Below are 15952 nucleotides of genomic sequence, written 5' to 3'. Positions count from 1 at the left end.
CAGATGAAGGATCCACACCGTAATCATCGGCGGCTGAACCAATCCAGCTTGGGGCGGACTCCCTCTGTCGACCTGCGCCTCTTCGATGTGAAGCCAGAAATTGCTTCGTCACCCCATTGTAGCAGATGACACGAGACTGCGCGAAAGTGCAGGATCCGAGGCGTCGAGGAAGCGGGCCTCCTGGCGGCGCGCAAAAGGCGTCGAGGATCGTGCAATCTGGTCGAATCCGGGGCTAGTGACCGGATGGTGACCGCGCCTTGCTGCTGGATCTCATTTGAGATACAATGCTGAGAGCACAGGGAGGCCGACATGCCCGCACAAACTTCGATGCTGCACGTTCGCGTGGACGACCAACTCAAGGCCCAAGCTGCTGAGGCGCTGGCTGGCGTCGGCCTGACCCTGTCGGATGCGGTTCGCATCTTGCTGACCCGCGTCGCGCGGGAGGGCGGGTTGCCGGCCGGTTTGACAGCCGATCCAGATGCCTATGACGCGTGGTTTCGTGCCAAGGTGCGCGAAGCGCTTGAGGATGACCAGCCGACGATCCCTCATGCCGATGTCATGGCGGAAATGCGCGAACTGATCGAGCGGAAGCGCCGTGCCTGAGGTGGATGGCGACAAGCCGCACGTGACGACCTGCGTTCGATTTTCGAGTACATTGCCGATGATAATCCAACGGCTGCACTTACGCTGCTGGACGAGATCGAGGCGAAGGTTGGTAATCTGCCTGACCGGCCGAGGGCATATCGGCCGGGCCGGGTCGCGGGAACGCGCGAGATGGTCGTCCGGCCGAACTATCTTGTGGTCTATGCTGAGGTCGGGGGAGCGCTGGTGATACTGCGGGTCTTGCATGCGGCGCAGATGTGGCCGTGAGAGGCAAAGGTGGCAAAGTCGGCCCTTTGCTGCCGGTCGGCCCCGGCAAATGCTGCGTGGCCGCATGCCCTGAAGCCGACTTTCGATCGGTGCTGCAGTGAAGTCTCGGCAATCCCGCGCTTGGCGAACGCTGCGGCCTCAGATCCTGGTGGAGGTGCTGCCGAACTTCTGGCAGCAGTAGGAAGGGTCACCCGTCGGGCCCGGGACAACGCCTTTGAGCTCGGGCTACAGAGAATCGTAAAATGAGCTTCGATGGTCCGATTCGGCCGAACCGATGCGCCGCAGCCTGAGCGAAATTCGCGCTTTCAACGCGTTATAGAGCAATTGCGCTCGACTAGAAGGTCGTTACACTGTTTCGACCAGTTGCGAGGTGGTCACAGTGAGCAGTTACCTTGATGTTGCGCAGCAAGTTCTGCTAGAGGCTCGCATGCCACTCACAGCGAAGTCTATCCTGCGCCTGGCTTTCCAGCGCGGTCTGGTACCCTATCATCTGCACGGGAAAACCCAGCACAAAACCCTCCAAGCTCGCTTGAGTACGGATATTCTTCACCATCGTGAGCAGAGCCTGTTCTACCGCACCGAGCCTGGGAAATTTTTCCTAAGGTCCTTCATGACTGACGCGACGATTCCGGGAAAATATCGTCGCGAGATGATCGCTCGTCGTAGGACAAGGGATCTTCTTCGCGGACCGGCTCTCGCGATCGAAAAGTCCTACCTCTGCGATCAATCGATAGGGCGGGAGTCTCACCCATCAGCGCTGCTCTCCCGCATTCGGGCAAACGGATGGTATCAGTATGTGGAGCCAAAGAACGTTCCGGACGGCTTCGCACTTTTGTGGTCGATTGCTGCAGTAAGGCGGGGAAACCTCGTACTGACTTACCGGACAGGTAGGTACCGAGACAACAGAGACTCTTTCAGCCAGAAGCGCTCCATCTGCTTCGCATCACTTGTGAAGGAGGAAGACGGTTCACTTTTTGACCAGCTAGGCTTTGGGGTGATCGATGCAGCATTAACTGCTGCTGCGGTCGATCTGAACGTGCCAATCGACCGGCACCAGGACCACCAAGGAATGGCTGAGAGCTTTTCCCATAGACTCTGGTGCGTCTCTCTGCATGGTGCTGATAGGTCGGAGGTACTTGCCTACATCGATATCACTGCACCTGAATGGTTTGAACCTGCCCAGACGCGCCTGTCGATCAACGATCTCGTGTGGATGGATATCTCTAAGAAGAACGATCTGAACGACTTCGACCCTTGGTCTCGTTCATTGGTTGAGAATTTTGGGTCACGGGGTTGGCATGACGCAGAAGCGCGGTCTCAGATTCATTCCTGAACTTGAAGTTGCGTTTCTCAAAAGTGCTATTGAGTGCGGCGACAATTTTCGCACTAAACTCGCCTTGCAAGCGCTCTGCAAACTATTCTGGCATGGCGGCAAGCTCCTTCCTCAAAGCACCAATGGCCTAGAAAACACGGTTCTAGGAGCACTGTCTCGAGGGAACGCTGACGAAAAAGTTCGGCGTTGGTCGCTGTCAGCGCTTGCACAGTTCGGACGACCAGAGCCTTGCTGGAGCCCAGTGATGCAGGCCGTGCAGAACCACCCGCACGAGCAGCAGGTCCTATCGGCAGGAATAGCAGCTGCGTTCAAGCTCAAACCGGCGCTCGCGGAAATGGAACTCACACGGTTGCAGTTTGTTTCGCCGGAGATCTTGGCCATATCGGCGCTTCAGGTTGTCAAGCCGGACAAGCTTAAGGCACTTCTTCCGAAGATAGATGTAAACAATGCATCTATTGGAACGCTAAAACTGGCTCTGATCCTGGTCGGCTTGAACAAAGCGCCAGACAACCTTTTTGACCCTCGACATGCGAACAGGGCGCTGGTGCGTGACTTGTGCGGCCACGATGACGATTTAACTTCGCAGTATGCGGTTTGGGCCACTGCCGAGAACCCGCACCTCTCCGCGAAGGATCTTGGAATCGCGGCGGACACGGTCGAGAGCCGGAACCCTGATGTCAGGTCGTATATCTACCGGTTGTACGCGTCGGATCGAGAAGTTTCCGCGCTGCGACACGAGATCATCACAGTAGGCAGCGCAGATCAAGAGCGTAGGGCAAGGCTTGGATGCGCGATCGGGCTCAGGGACTCTTGGTACGATGGTCTGGAAGACCTGACGCTCGATTGGCTTGGCTCTGAGCCCGATGACGATATTCGTAGAAGCCTTCTTGACCACATTGTAAGGCAATCAGATCACTGTGATGCCTATCAGACGTGGTCAGCGGAGCTCTACCAACCAAGGGGCTCAAACGAGGTCGAGAGATCGGTGATGAAAGCGGCTGCGGTCCAGCTTCCGATCTCGAGAGTATTTAACCAAATTGATGCTAATAACTACATGGGAACGCTGTTTTCCTCTGGAGGAGGTCAAATGAAGGGTGACATCAAGATTCACATCGGAACGGCAGGAAACGTCGCCGTCGCCGGTGTCGGCAATGCTGAGATCCGAGGCAATGCCAACGTAAGAGTTCCTCTTTCCCCGGGTCTTCTGATGGAGATTTCAACTCTCCTTAGAACAGCCCCGATCGTAGAGGCGGACCGAGAAGCAGGGTTGAAGGCTGTCGAGGAGGTTGAAGCTAATGCCACGCCGGAAAAAGTGACCGGTCTGCTCGGCATCCTGCAACGTTGCCAGACAGCGCTGGAGGCCATCAACGGGGCCGCTGAACACGCGATGAGCCTAGCAGGCAAGATCGCGCTTCTGAGCGCAGGCTTGGGTGCCTAATCGCTCTCTCCCCGAGCGAACATAATGTCCACAAGAGCGAAGTCACGCACCTCGCTCTTGTCGAGATCTTTGGCTTGCATAAACCACTGCTCTTCGGGGTGCCAGGTAGAAGCCCCAAACCAGATCTTGAGCGGCAGCACGCGCCTGACGGAGAGCTCGCCTCTCCAGTTTTTGTACTCGAAGACGAGCTCTTGCTCGTGCGGGGTGGTCCCGGCTGATGACATTTTGCGATCTCCTAGGACAGCCGGTCATCTCACGATTGAGCGAACATTTCAAGCAGTCGACCGGTCTCTAGGCAGTGCTTCGCCTGCATGTAATCGCACTGCTGCCGATTTCCGTGTCAAGCCAAATGCGAGCAACTTCACGCGCTCGATTCAGCGGTGGCGAAGGGTGATCGCTGCACTGCGCACGGATGACTGCTTTCCTACGTTTGGTGCGGTAATCCTCCCTGTGGTTAAGGGGATGCGAAGGTAGAATTTTCTCGGCAAGATGGACGAGGAGATTCCGATGAAGAAGAGCCGTTTCACCGAAGCCCAGATTATGGGCGTGCTGCGTCAGGCCGAGGGCGGGCTGGCCGTTCCCGAGCTGTGCCGCGAGCATGGGATCAGCAGCGCGACGTTTTACAAGTGGCGGGCCAAGTATGGCGGCATGGATGCGTCCATGATGAGCCAGATGAAGGCACTTGAGGACGAGAACCGGCGGCTGAAGCGCATGTTCGCCGATCTCAGCATGCAGGCTGATCTGCTTCGAGAGGCTCTTGGAAAAAAGTGACGCGGCCAGCTCAGCGCCGGGAGTTGGCCGAGAAGGCGGTGGCGATGAAGGGGGTCAGCATTGCGCTGGCTTGTCGTGCGTTCGGCGTCAGCGAGACCTGTTTCCGCTACAGCCCGAAGCGCGACGACGAGAACGAGATGATCGCCGACCTGCTGGTGGGGCTGACCAACGTCCACAAGACGTGGGGCTTCGGCCTGTGTTTCCTGCACCTGCGGAACGTGAAGGGGCATGTCTGGAACCACAAGCGGGTCCACCGGATCTACTGCGAGCTGGAACTGAACCTGCGCATCAAGCCGCGGCGACGTCTCAAGCGCGAGAAGCCCGAGGAACTGGCGGTACCGGATGCCCCGAACCTGGTCTGGTCGATGGATTTCATGGCCGACCGCCTGGCCGACGGGCGGCAATTCCGGCTTCTGAACGTGCTGGACGACTTCAACCGCGAAGGCCTTGGCATCGAGGTCGACTTCTCGCTGCCTGCCGAGCGGGTCGTCCGGTCCCTGAACCAGATCATCGAATGGCGCGGCAAGCCTCTGGCGATCAGGGTGGACAACGGCCCCGAATATGTCAGTTCCACGCTGACGATCTGGGCTGAGAAGCAGGGCATCGCCCTGAGCTACATCCAGCCCGGAAAGCCGCAACAGAACGCCTACGTCGAGCGCTACAACCGAACGGTCCGGCACGAATGGCTGGACCTCTACATCTTTGAAACCATCGAGGAGGTGCAGCAGATCGCTACCGAATGGCTATGGACCTACAACAACGAACGCCCCAACATGGGCATTGGCGGCGTCACACCCGCCATGAAGCTAAAAATGGCCGCGTGAGTTCTACGATCGAGCCCCGTTAAAACGGGGAGGATTACCGTGCCGCCGCCATGCCGCACCAACGTCAGGCCGCTTCCCGCCCAACCGGTCGACATGGCGCCGCAACAGATCTGAAGATCTCCCTCAGGCTTTCCGCAGATCGTCGAGGTATATCCGCACCGCATCCTGCACATGTCGGAAGCGATCACCGCCGAGATGCTTGCCGCCGAACCACCGGGTTACCACGACGATATGGTCGCGCAGCCCTTCGCGTTCCAGCATCCGCAGGATCACCATACCCGCGCCGGCCTCGCCATCATCGTTCTTCAGCGAGGTGTCCGCCGTCCGGAGCGCCCATGTGTTGTGCGTCGCCTTGGCAAACTTTTTCTTGCGGCAGAGTTCCTTGAGAAAGGCTTTCGCCTGCTCCTCAGACGTGCACGGCCCGCCCGAGACCGCGTATTTGGACCCGCGATCACTGATGATGTTGTCCAGAACGCGCATGGCGCAGGCTTAGAGGCAGTCAGGATCGGGAGCAAGTCTGTCCGTCGCGGCTATCAGCGATTCGGCCCGAGCAACAATCAGTTCCCTCCCTCCCTCTCTGACCGCTCACGGTGCCGATGAGGTCTCTCCCCGTGATTCTGCCCGAAAAAGATGCTAGGAGACCTGCACGCTCTGCACTTCGCGCGGCGCGGGAGGCCCATCGACCGGGTAAGTGTAGCGCGTGCAGCACCGGAGGCAGGTCTCGATGCTGTCCCACGGAGTGGTGTAGCTGGCGCTGATCGTCACCGTTAGGTTCGGCGCTGGCCTGCTTGATCAGGATGCCGCTGCGGGCAGGCTGATGACGGGATCATCGCCCATTGACGCGATGGTTTCCAGCGTCATGTAGCGGGTGCGCTGAACGGTCCATTCATCGTTCTGTTCGAGGAGCAGAGCCCCGACGAGGCGGACGATGGCGTCGTCATTCGGGAATATTCCGACGACGTCGGTGCGGCGCTTGATCTCGCCGTTCAGCCTTTCGATCGGGTTGGTCGAGTGCAGCTTGGCCCGGTGTTCCTTGGGGAAGGACATGTAGGCCAGGACGTCATGCTCCGCGTCATCCATGAGGGTGGCCAGCTTCGGCACCTTGGGCCTGATCTGGTCGGCCACGGCGCGCCACTGGGTGCTGGCGGCCTTGGCGGTGTCTTGGGCGAAGGCGGTGGCGATGAAGGCCGAGACGACGCGCCGCCCGCTCTTCCCGGCATGCGCCAGGGCATTGCGCTGGAAGTGGACGCGACAGCGCTGCCAGGTGGCGCTGAGCACCTTCGAGACCGCGGCCTTGATGCCTTCGTGGGCATCGCTGATGACGAGCTTCACCCCGCGCAGTCCGCGGCGGGTCAGCTTGCGAAGGAACTCCGTCCAGATCGGCTCGGCCTCGGATGTGCCGATCTCGAGACCAAGAACCTCGCGCCGCCCATCGGTGTTGACGCCGATGGCGATGATGACGGCGACCGAGACGATCCGCCCGCCTCGACGGACCTTGAGGTAGGTGGCGTCGATCCAGAGATAGGGCCAGTCACCTTCGAGGGGGCGGTTCAGAAACGCCTTCACCTTGCCGTCGATCTCTTCGCAGAGCCGCGAGACTTGGCTCTTGCTGATCCCCGACATGCCCATGGCCTTGACCAGATCGTCCACGGACCGCGTCGAGATACCCTGAACGTAGGCCTCCTGGATGACCGCCGTTAGCGCCTTCTCGGCCATCCGCCGGGGCTCGAGAAAGCCCGGAAAGTAGCTGCCCTTCCGAAGCTTCGGAATACGCAGTTCGACCGTCCCGGCGCGCGTCTCCCAGTCCCTGTCGCGGTAGCCGTTGCGCTGCGCCCGCCGTGCAGGGTCCTTCTCGCCATAGGCCGCGCCCGTCACAGCGCCGACCTCCAGCTCCATCAGCCGTTCGGCCGCAAAGCCGATCATCTCGCGCAGCAGGTCCGCATCAGGGGCCTTCTCCACAAGGTCGCGGAAGTTCATCATGTCGGTGGTCATCGGTGGTCCTCTCGGTTCTGGGTTGGCGTAAGCAACCAGACCTTAACCGAACATCGCCGGTGACCACCTCACCCAGAACCTACACCACGCTCAGGGACAGCATCCAGGTCTCTCGGGGGATAGGCCTGGGGGGTATATCCCTCTTGATGAAGTCAGTAACGAACCCCAAGTTAAAAGCCGGAATATGGAGGGATGTATGCGCAAGAAACCGTCCGAAGAAGGGATCTTGCAAGAGATGTCGCGTCGTTTTTCTGGCGGGGATAATTTCGACCATACAGATTTGGTTTGGACTGGAATAAATGGCAGTCTCGACCCTGACGATTTTATCGAAGAACGCGGCTGGGATTTTCGATCGCCATTGGAGCAAATTCTATTCGCGTTAATCGCGGGGTATCAGAGAGACGCTAAATGTAAAGAGCTGAAAGATCTTGTAAGAAAAGTGTCATCCCTGATTACAGGTGAGAAAGATAGGGGTAATGCGCTTAAGGACGACGGCGCTCTGTTGTTGGAGATCGCCAGAAGATGGCATAAGGAATATTTCGAACTTGGCAGGAGGGAGCCAAAATTGGCACCAATTTGTAGAGGCGTTGTAACTGACTATGCTTCAGAAGTTCGAGGCGCGGAATATTTTGATATAGAAAATATTTCGAAAGTATTGGAGCGGAAATTCAAGGAAGATCGAGATCTTTGGTTGGTGCGCGCCACAGCTGGTGACGGATATTATGCGCCGGAGCGGATGAATGGTATCGACAGGATAAAGTTTGCCTTGACGTCTCTTCAAGACGCGGGGGTCGCTGTGGATCTTGAGAGGGTGCGCCCAACTATGCCGCCGTCGGTGTCTTGAGCGAGTATGATTGGGAGGTAGAGGATCCAAATCGGGTGATTAAGTCCTTCGCGTTCTTCGAAAACGTGTGATCATTGAGAGGCTCCTAAAACCAACAGGAGCTTCTGATGAACCCCGACAATCCGACTTCCCCGGCCGCGTTCATGACGCTGCCGGTCTTCTGCAAGGTGCACGGCTTCAAGGAACATGCCGTGCGCCGCGCCGTCAATACCGGCCTGCTGCCGGTGTACCAGCCCTTCGGCGCGCGCCAGTACCTGCGCGTCGATGAGGCGCTCGCCTTCATCGCGACCTGCCGCAAAGGGGGCGTGCAATGACTGGCCCCTTTGGCAAAAATGCCCCCGCCTACCGTGAGGCCGGCTTCCCCGTGATCCCGTTGCGCGCTGACAGCAAAGCCCCGGCGGTCACCAGCTTCCCGAGCTTTGTGCACAATCCGGCTAGCGATAAGCGCTTCAACCAGTGGCTGAAGGAGCACCAGCAGGGCAATATCGGCCTCGTTCTGGGCGGTGCTGCCGGTCCCGGCCACCGCCTGGTTGGCATCGACATTGATGACGATGCCCTGGTGCCCGGGGTTCTAGCTCAGTTGGGCGTCAGCTCCTGTGCGAAACGCGGGAAGAAGGGCCTGACGATCTTCGCGCGGACCCCCGAAGATGAGCCGGTCAAATCGACGGTCATCAAGGGAGGCGAGCAGCACGGCAATATCGACATTCTCGCGGACGGCAAGCAGACGGTGATCCCGGACAGCGTCCATCCCGACACCAAGATGCCCTATGCGTGGGTCGGCCGACCCCTGCTCGAAACCGACCTGACCAGCTTGCCGATCTTCGACGCGACGCAACTGCGCATTTTGAAAGCCTGGGTGGAAGACAAGGAAACCCACATCATCCGGTCGGGCAAGACCACCAATGAGGCGGCACTCCGGCTGTCGGCAAAACTTGTCGTGGGGGGTGCCACCGGTGAGCAGATCATGGCGATCTTCAAGGCGCTTTTGCCGCCGGATTATGGCGGCGATACCTTGGACCAATTGCCGGGAATGATCGAACGGGCGCGCAAGAAGGGCTTCAAACCGGGCCGGAAGAGCAATTCGCCGCCCAAGAACTCCGCCGTTGCCTTGGAGGCGCTGGAAATCGGCGGCCTGGAACTGTGCCATGACAATTTGGAAAGCTCTTATGTGATCTTCTCCGAGCAACCGGGAATTGCCTATGATGTGTCCTCGGCTTTCGTCGCCAAGCGGGTGCAGTTCGATTATTATAATCGGAATCGTGACGCGCTGAGCGCGGAAGGTCTGAAGGAGGTGATCGGGGTCTTGAAAGCCCGTGCTCTGTTCGAAGGGCCGGAGCGGGAAATCCATCTCCGCTGCGGTGGCGACGAGGACCTCATGGTAATCGACCGGGGCGCGGACGAGCAGAATTTCGTGCATATCACCCCCGAGGATTGGGAAATCGCGGAGGCTTCGCCGTTCCTGTTTCGCCGGGCCCCCGATTTTGGCACCTTGCCGGTGCCGGAGCGCGGGGGCGATCTGCGCGAGATGCAGCGGATTCTCGGCATGCCCGATCAGGCCTTCTTCGTCATGGTGTTGTCCATCATCGTGTCGCTGGCGCGTCAGGGGCCTTACCTGATGACCATGATCAAGGCCGAACATGGTTCCGGAAAAAGCACCATCACCAGCGTGATCAAGGGCGCGGTTGACCCGTCCACCGTTTCCCGGCAGCCGCTGATCAAGGATGAGCGCGACCTCTATATTCGCGGGCAGAATAGCCGGTTGCTGGCATTCGACAACGTCTCGCGGGTGACCGAGGCAATGGCGGATGCGCTTTGCCGCATCCTGACCGGCGGCGGCTTCATGACGCGCAAGCTCTATTCCGACACGGAGCAGGTGCTGATCGAGGCGACACGACCGATGCTGTCAAACGGAATCACCGACATCACCGACCGCCCCGACCTGATCGACCGTTCGATTCTCATGTCCCTGCCGCCCATCGACGAAAGCAACCGCAAGACCGAGGCCCAGATCAAGAAGGAGGTGGCGGAAGCGATGCCGCGCTTCCTGGGCTGCATCTACGACTGCCTCGCTTGCGCCATGCGCTTGCAAGGCCAGATCGAGGCACCGCAGGAATTCCGCATGGCCGATGCAATGCACTGGGCGGTGGCGGCGGAACCGGCCACGGGCTTTCCGGAAGGCAGCTTCGTCGCGGCCATGAAACAGGCGCAAGAGGAGGCATTGGTGGAAAGCGCGCTGACGAACTCGGTGGTGATCTCGTTGCTGAAGCTGCTGCATGAGGCCAAAGACCATGTCTTTGAAGGTCTGGTAAGCCAGCTGCATGAAGCGCTTTATAATCTGGACTGGCGCTCGCACCATCCGCTGCCGAAGACGGCAAGCGGCCTGTCCTCGGCGATCTCCCGGCTGCGCCAGAGCCTTGGCCGGATCGGCATCCAGGTCAGCTCTCCGCCGCGTTCCAATGCAGGTCGGTTGATCCGTCTTTCGTTGGATGAAGCTGGTAAAAAACACGCCGCGGAAGTCTATGGCGAGAGCGGTCGCGGCGAGTACTAGAAATGGGCAAAGTCGCCGGAGGGGATATATACCCTATCCCCTCCGGCCCCACGACCGGGCGCGCGATCTACACGGTCTACACTTCACTCTAACACGGCTTTGGCACTGCTCGACGCGCTTCCCCGGGTCCCTGAAGCGTATACCCGCCCTCGGCTTTTGGGTCGCATGGGGGATATCCTCGCCGACCCGAACTCGCGTTTCCCTGCGCCCCTGCTGTCACCGCCGCCCGCTGCATCGCCCCGCCGTCCCCGCTGATCTCTTCGTCGGCGGCGATGGAATCCAGCCCGAGGGTGTCCCTGTTCTCTGGCGCCTCTCGCTGCCCCACGACCCGCCTCTCTGGGCCTCTGGAACGCCCCTCCGGCCTGTTCCCGGCCCCTCCGACCGCCAGCGCTGCCCTCGTCGGCGGCGCCGGCCCCGCCTTCGCCAACCGTGCAATATGGCACGGTCACCGCAATGTCACCGCTCCGGGATTTCGCGTGTTTTCAGCAAATTGCGCGCCATCCTCGGGCGTGTTTCCGTTTCTTGCAAAGCAAAAGCAAGGAGTTAAACCCATGGCCGACACGGCTATCACCCTTGGCATCTGGAACCGCAAACGCAAGCTGGCCTCGGGCAAGACCCAGCGCCAGAAGCTGCATGTGCTGAACTGGACCTGCCCCGAGACCGGCAAGAAGCGACGGCTGTCCTTCGCCACCAAGATCGAGGCCGAGGCGCAGCGCGCCGCCCTGCAGGCCCAGATGCAGGGCAAGCGCTATTTCAATCCCGGAGCCAACCCGACCGTGGCCGAGGCGGTCAATCATTGGCTCGACCTGAAGGCCACTGACATCAAGCCGCAGACGCTTAAGACCTATCGCATCCTGTGCCGCTGCATCACCGGGCCGCTGCTGCAGGGCACGCCGAAGGAGCGCGCCGCCTTCACCGAGACCGGCGTCAAGCCGCAGCGCGACGCCAAGGTGTTGCAGATGCTCGGGCATCGCCGGATCAGCGAACTCACCACCGCCGAGATCCGCATTTGGCACGCCACCATCCGCGAGGAAGTGGGCGAGTTCACCGCCGGCGAGGTCAGGGGCATGTTCAAATCCATCCTCGCGCTGGCCGAGGAGGACTTCGGCGTCCCGGTGCCCAAGATGCCGAGCAACCTGACCCGCAGGAAGCAGAAGCCCAAGAAGTCGATCCTTGAGCCCGCCGAGGTGGCGCAACTGCTCGACCATGCCCGCACCGATCCGCAGCGCGGTATCTTCTACGCGTTCCCGTTCCTGACCGGGGTGCGGGCCTCCGAGCAACTGGGGCTGCTGTGGGAGGATATCGACCTGGACCGGGGCGTGATCCAGATCCGGCGGGTGCAGGAGCGTGACGGTTCGATCACGCTGGCGACCAAGACCGAGGCTGGAGAGCGCGAGATCCCGATCTGCGCCAGCCTGCGCAAGATGCTGCTCGAATGGAAACTGGTCTGCCCGCGCCTCGATGGCGCGCTTTACCGGGTGTTCTGCGGCCCCGGCCAGCCGCGCGCCTGGCCGCAGCGGCCGAAGAACGCGGGCGCCGCGATCCTCTACAGCAATTTCCTGCGCCGCTATTGGCAGCCGGGGCTGAAGGCGGCGGGGGTGCGCTATGTCACCCACCATTCGGCGCGGCACAGCTTCGTCTCGGTGTTGCAGGCGCAGGGCGTCGAGGTCGGACTGGTGGCGAAGCTCGCCGGCCATGCCAATCCGGCGGTGACGCTGGGACACTACACGCAGGCGGTGCGCGGCGGGGCAGGGGCGCTGGCCCTGCTCGATGCGGCCTACGGTGGCGCGGCGGTGGGCGCGGGGGCGGCAGGGTGAGGACGGCGGCGGTGGATACGGCCCGAGGCAGAGGCGGGGCCGGAGATATGCTCCCGTCGCCCCGGCGATACCGCCTGACTGACCGGCACAGAGGCGATGAGTACGAGGTCGATGCCGATGTACTGGAGCGCATTCTCGGCATCGAGGCCGGTTATGTCGATTGGGCCATCGCCGAGGATGGTGCGTTCGAGAACGGCGGGTGGCGGGTGAGGTGAGGGGAAGCCAAAAGCCTGTAGTCACCGCTCATGTGCTTGCTATGGTCGTGACATGATCGATTCCGATTTAGGTGTTCTGGCACTCGCGAGCGGGATTCTGGCATTCTTGGCCGTATCCATCGCATATTGCTTCCATGGAGCCCTGCGCCTGAAGGTTCTGGGCTGGCTGGCTGGGCTGTTAACCCTGTTCAGCATAGCTTTCTTGGGACGCTGGTATAGTTGGCATATGGGCTTTTTTCGGCTCGTGGACGATTTATGGCCCCCTCACCTCTTTCTTTTTGCGGCCGTATTCGGTTTGGCAGCTTTAGGTGTATGGATTTGGTTCATTGTCTTGCATCTGAGAGAACCTTGACCCGATAGGATAGCCCTCAAATCCGTCCGGCATCGCTGCCGTGGGCGCTTTCGCCGCACACGGCTTCCCCATTCTTTCAGGAGATTTCCAACATGCAAATCTTTCAACGCCGTCTGGGTGCGCCCTTGGCCTTCGCCCTGATGCTACTCGTCGCGGCTTGCGATGCGCCGAGCAGCAGCGACCCGGCCGGCCCGGCCTATAACGTTTGCCGCCCGCCGGAACCCGGCACGAACGTGCAGGTCTGCGGCTAGGCCCTCATTTCTCGGGCGGCGGTTTCTCTGCGTCCCGGCGGAGCCGCGCCTCGTTGCGCTGAAGCTGCTCCCACACCTTCATGTTGTGGCGCCGTCGCCGGTTCATCTCATAGGGCAGGCGCTCGACGAAGTCGGCCACGAGCTCGCGCAGGTCCGCATTGGCCGTCAGATCCGAGAACACGTTCAGGATCTGCGCCAGAATGTCGGCCTCCTTGGGCGGGTGGTTGCGATGGGAGAGCGCCACCAGCGCCCGGAGCAGGTCACCGCGAAGCTGTTGCTGCCAGTCCATGCGATCGGCCGCGAATGCCGCCCTCAACCGCGCAGCGGCCTCGTCTTCGCCGATGTCTTCCGGTTTCCCTGTCATCTGCTCACTCCGTCAATCTCGTCCTCGGTTGCCACGCCGCCCGGATAGGGGGGACTTCTCCTGCCCCGCGCTCATCAGCTTCGAGATAGGAGGCAGGTCAGCGGGTATGGTTTCCGCTTCTCAGTGAAACCGCTGCCATGCCCAGCGGGCCAGTCGCCATAGCAGCCAGACGCAGCCGGCGAGCAACGCCAGCACCAGCAACAGCGGGTTGACCGCGCCCATCACCGCCACCGAGACCCCGATCAGGCAGATTGCGAGGATCAGCCGGAACCGCTCGGCGCTCATGGCGATCCTCCGACGAGATAAGCCGTAATTATGACCGCCAGGACGATCAGCAAGCTGGCCGATCCAATGACGTACATCTGCCCTTGTGGCGGCAAATCAGTGACGACGAAATAGCTCATCACCGCCCCAAGAATTACCGTCACCACTTGAGTGAGCAAGTGCCAGCCGAGGGCTATGGTGAGCAAAACCTGCCAGGACGGCAGCCATGCAGGCAGATCCGCGACGGTGATCACAACCCACCCCGCAACTTGCACTCATAGGCACGGGTCTTGAGATGGGTCTCGCGGGTGCGATCTGGTTGAATGGCAAAGCCCGCGATCCCGACGACCGGGATCCAGGTGACGCTGTTTTGCGTCTGCCGGGCCTGATGGTTGACCCTCTCCTGCCGTTGCAGTTCCGCATGAACCGTCGCGCAGGGCCAGATCGAGGGATGTGGACCAGTTGCCTGCTCTGGCGCTGCTGTGCAGCCAGTGAGCGCCATGAAGCTCAGAAATCCCGCGCGTTTTACCATCTTCATCTCTAATCTTCTCACAAACTTAAATCATGCTTCGTATTCCCTGAAAATTCAAACCACGCACGATTTATTCTGTCAATCCATGAAGCCTACTCCGGCTGCATGACCGAGACGCTCAAACATTTCATCGCCGGGCAGGTGCGGGTCTTCCGCAAACAGCGCCGCTTGCGGCAGGCGGAGCTGGCCGAGGCCATCGGCCGCACCCCCGAGGCCATCTCCAACATCGAGCGCGCCAAGTCGCTGCCGGCCCTCGACACGCTGATCGCCATCGCCGCCGCGCTAGAGGTGCCGATCCGCGCGTTCTTCCCCGATGACGGGGTGGCCGAGGACAAGAGCCCGAACCGCCTGAAGCTCGACGCCGAGGGTGCCGCCATCCTGCGCAGCCTCAGCGACGACCGCGCAAAGATCGCAATCGGGCAACTCAGGGCAATGGCGGAAGCGTAACCGGGCACGCAGATTTGTGCTTGTCCTGTTGCCATGCTTTATTCCCCGAATGTGGTTTATCTCGGGCCTTGTTCAGCATATGGATTGTTCCGGCACCCCACGTTCCGTAGATGACCGAGGCGCAGGGGCGCTGCTCGGCCTTGCCGTTGGCGATGCCTTGGGCGCTCCGGTCGAGTTCCAGCCCCGAGGCAGCAGCGCCGTTCATGGTCACAGCGATACGAGCAGGTTCAGCCGCAGCACGGCCTCGCGTCCCTCGCCGGCCGATGCCAGGGCAACGACGAACTCCCTCAGGTTGCGCCCTTCGAGCTTTTCACTGCCGCCTTCGATTTGCCATTCGACCAGTTGCGGCATCGCCAGCGTCACCGTGCCCCAGATGGCGTTGTCCTTGGATTGTGCCATTGCTTCCAACTCCTTGTTGCTCATGGAGAATTGGTAACAGGCGGGCGGGGCATCGCACAAAATGGGCGGAAAAGCTTTCCGGGCAAGATGTTGTCAGGAAAACACAATCGATCTTGCGGCAGAGAAGTGGTTATGCAGTAAAGCGGACGGTCAGGGAAGTTCTTCCTCTGGGTCATAGTCCTCAGCGCGCAAGGCCAAGCTGGGAGCGGGCAACCTTCCGTCATCGTTCAGAAGCGCCTCGACAGCGGCAAGCAGGTCGACCATGGCTTTGGATACTTCATTCCCCATCGCATCCTTCAAAGCGCACTCAATTCCAGCGTCCAGCGCCCAATGAGCATATGCCCAATGCACAGCCTTCGCGCATTTGGCATAGGCAGTCTCGACAGCTTCATAGTGCTCATCACGGACTTCCATTTTCGCCTCTTCAAAGTTCTCAGATGGAAAATGGCCCGACACTGCCATCGTCTGCAATAGACTCAAGACGACGCCTGCCAAGACAGCGAGGGTCGCCGTTTCGCCTCGGCGGGAATGCTCCGGGCTTCTGGCCTTATCGGTAGAGGCATCCGGTGACACCGTCGTCCGAATTCCGGTGACCGCGTGGTGACCGCGGACATCTTCGGAAATGGTGACAAGATGTCGGAAGGGGCATGAAAAAGGCGCTAAGCGGTTGTTAAACCTGCCTTAGCACCTT

At 60.4% G+C, this 15952-nt stretch carries 19 protein-coding genes and 2 pseudogenes; 12 read left to right on the top strand and 9 right to left on the bottom strand.

Annotated elements, in window-relative coordinates; all coding sequences use genetic code 11:
• Positions 1-309 precede the first annotated feature (309 nt).
• The 4 genes and pseudogenes from PARN5_RS0101920 (at position 310) to PARN5_RS0101910 (ending at position 3641) form a co-directional block, all read left to right on the top strand.
• Positions 310-603 carry a type II toxin-antitoxin system RelB/DinJ family antitoxin gene (locus PARN5_RS0101920; RefSeq protein WP_026155105.1) on the top strand — a complete coding sequence of 98 codons (294 nt, stop codon included), beginning with the start codon at positions 310-312 and terminating at the stop codon, positions 601-603.
• A gap of 6 nt (positions 604-609) precedes the next feature.
• Positions 610-870: pseudogene (locus PARN5_RS0101915) on the top strand (type II toxin-antitoxin system RelE/ParE family toxin); the annotation flags it as partial.
• Between the two features lie 379 nt (positions 871-1249).
• Entirely contained in the window at positions 1250-2203 is a 954-nt protein-coding gene (locus PARN5_RS23135; RefSeq protein ID WP_157403896.1) for a winged helix-turn-helix domain-containing protein, read from the top strand.
• Positions 2169-3641, top strand: a complete 1473-nt coding sequence (locus PARN5_RS0101910) for a hypothetical protein (protein ID WP_157403895.1) — start codon at positions 2169-2171, stop codon at positions 3639-3641. Before PARN5_RS23135 ends, PARN5_RS0101910 begins: the two co-directional genes overlap by 35 nt.
• Here the strand turns inward: PARN5_RS0101910 and PARN5_RS0101905 are convergent.
• Positions 3638-3865 (bottom strand): hypothetical protein, encoded by a 228-nt coding sequence (locus PARN5_RS0101905; protein ID WP_017998110.1) that lies wholly within the window; start codon positions 3863-3865, stop codon positions 3638-3640. The two genes, PARN5_RS0101910 and PARN5_RS0101905, sit on opposite strands and share 4 nt — an antisense overlap.
• A 283-nt stretch (positions 3866-4148) precedes the next feature.
• Here PARN5_RS0101905 and PARN5_RS0101895 point away from each other — a divergent pair.
• Positions 4149-5236, top strand: a protein-coding gene (locus PARN5_RS0101895; protein ID WP_085999847.1) for an IS3 family transposase whose coding sequence is annotated in 2 segments (ribosomal slippage) — positions 4149-4410 and positions 4410-5236 — 1089 coding nt in all. Because the reading frame shifts where the segments join, the coding sequence is not laid out codon by codon here.
• Between the two features lie 123 nt (positions 5237-5359).
• Here PARN5_RS0101895 and PARN5_RS0101890 read toward each other — a convergent pair.
• Both PARN5_RS0101890 and PARN5_RS0101885 read right to left on the bottom strand, forming a co-directional pair.
• Positions 5360-5716, bottom strand: coding sequence for a YigZ family protein (locus tag PARN5_RS0101890; RefSeq protein WP_017998107.1), 357 nt, complete (start codon positions 5714-5716; stop codon positions 5360-5362).
• 312 nt (positions 5717-6028) lie between these two features.
• On the bottom strand, positions 6029-7228 hold the full coding sequence (locus tag PARN5_RS0101885) for an IS256 family transposase (protein ID WP_017998081.1): 1200 nt from the start codon (positions 7226-7228) through the stop codon (positions 6029-6031).
• Between the two features lie 196 nt (positions 7229-7424).
• Between PARN5_RS0101885 and PARN5_RS23975 the strand changes: the two genes are divergently transcribed.
• The 5 genes from PARN5_RS23975 (at position 7425) to PARN5_RS23965 (ending at position 13004) form a co-directional block, all read left to right on the top strand.
• Positions 7425-8072, top strand: coding sequence for a hypothetical protein (locus tag PARN5_RS23975; RefSeq protein ID WP_157403894.1), 648 nt, complete (start codon positions 7425-7427; stop codon positions 8070-8072).
• A 107-nt stretch (positions 8073-8179) separates the two neighbouring features.
• Positions 8180-8386, top strand: a complete 207-nt coding sequence (locus tag PARN5_RS0101880; RefSeq protein WP_017998106.1) for a hypothetical protein — start codon at positions 8180-8182, stop codon at positions 8384-8386.
• On the top strand, positions 8383-10620 hold the full coding sequence (locus tag PARN5_RS0101875) for a bifunctional DNA primase/polymerase (protein ID WP_017998105.1): 2238 nt from the start codon (positions 8383-8385) through the stop codon (positions 10618-10620). The genes PARN5_RS0101880 and PARN5_RS0101875 overlap by 4 nt, the downstream gene beginning before the upstream one ends.
• A 551-nt stretch (positions 10621-11171) precedes the next feature.
• Positions 11172-12437: a site-specific integrase gene (locus PARN5_RS0101870; protein ID WP_017998104.1), complete on the top strand. Its 1266-nt coding sequence runs from the start codon at positions 11172-11174 to the stop codon at positions 12435-12437.
• A 267-nt stretch (positions 12438-12704) separates the two neighbouring features.
• On the top strand, positions 12705-13004 hold the full coding sequence (locus tag PARN5_RS23965) for a hypothetical protein (protein WP_157403893.1): 300 nt from the start codon (positions 12705-12707) through the stop codon (positions 13002-13004).
• Positions 13005-13259: 255 nt separating this feature from the next.
• On the opposite strand, the gene PARN5_RS0101860 is transcribed toward PARN5_RS23965, so the two are convergent.
• From PARN5_RS0101860 to PARN5_RS0101845, 4 genes are all read right to left on the bottom strand, one after another.
• Positions 13260-13619: a hypothetical protein gene (locus PARN5_RS0101860; RefSeq protein ID WP_026155102.1), complete on the bottom strand. Its 360-nt coding sequence runs from the start codon at positions 13617-13619 to the stop codon at positions 13260-13262.
• Between the two features lie 120 nt (positions 13620-13739).
• Positions 13740-13904, bottom strand: a complete 165-nt coding sequence (locus PARN5_RS23960; protein WP_017998101.1) for a hypothetical protein — start codon at positions 13902-13904, stop codon at positions 13740-13742.
• Positions 13901-14137, bottom strand: coding sequence for a hypothetical protein (locus PARN5_RS0101850; protein ID WP_017998100.1), 237 nt, complete (start codon positions 14135-14137; stop codon positions 13901-13903). The genes PARN5_RS23960 and PARN5_RS0101850 overlap by 4 nt, the downstream gene beginning before the upstream one ends.
• Positions 14134-14421, bottom strand: coding sequence for a hypothetical protein (locus tag PARN5_RS0101845; RefSeq protein ID WP_017998099.1), 288 nt, complete (start codon positions 14419-14421; stop codon positions 14134-14136). Before PARN5_RS0101845 ends, PARN5_RS0101850 begins: the two co-directional genes overlap by 4 nt.
• A gap of 99 nt (positions 14422-14520) precedes the next feature.
• On the opposite strand from PARN5_RS0101845, the gene PARN5_RS21415 reads away from it, so the two are divergent.
• Entirely contained in the window at positions 14521-14862 is a 342-nt protein-coding gene (locus PARN5_RS21415; protein ID WP_017998098.1) for a helix-turn-helix transcriptional regulator, read from the top strand.
• 49 nt (positions 14863-14911) lie between these two features.
• Positions 14912-15054, top strand: a pseudogene (locus PARN5_RS24710) (ADP-ribosylglycohydrolase family protein); the annotation flags it as partial.
• A 15-nt stretch (positions 15055-15069) separates the two neighbouring features.
• Here the strand turns inward: PARN5_RS24710 and PARN5_RS24705 are convergent.
• Positions 15070-15261, bottom strand: coding sequence for a hypothetical protein (locus tag PARN5_RS24705; RefSeq protein WP_017998097.1), 192 nt, complete (start codon positions 15259-15261; stop codon positions 15070-15072).
• A gap of 150 nt (positions 15262-15411) precedes the next feature.
• Complete coding sequence (locus tag PARN5_RS23950; RefSeq protein ID WP_017998096.1) at positions 15412-15675, bottom strand: hypothetical protein; 264 nt, start codon at positions 15673-15675, stop codon at positions 15412-15414.
• Positions 15676-15952 lie beyond the last annotated feature (277 nt).

This window comes from Paracoccus sp. N5 (genome assembly GCF_000371965.1).
GTDB lineage: Bacteria > Pseudomonadota > Alphaproteobacteria > Rhodobacterales > Rhodobacteraceae > Paracoccus.
The sequence above is the reverse complement of the archived record's forward strand: the minus strand, read 5'-3'. Positions and strand labels throughout refer to the sequence as shown.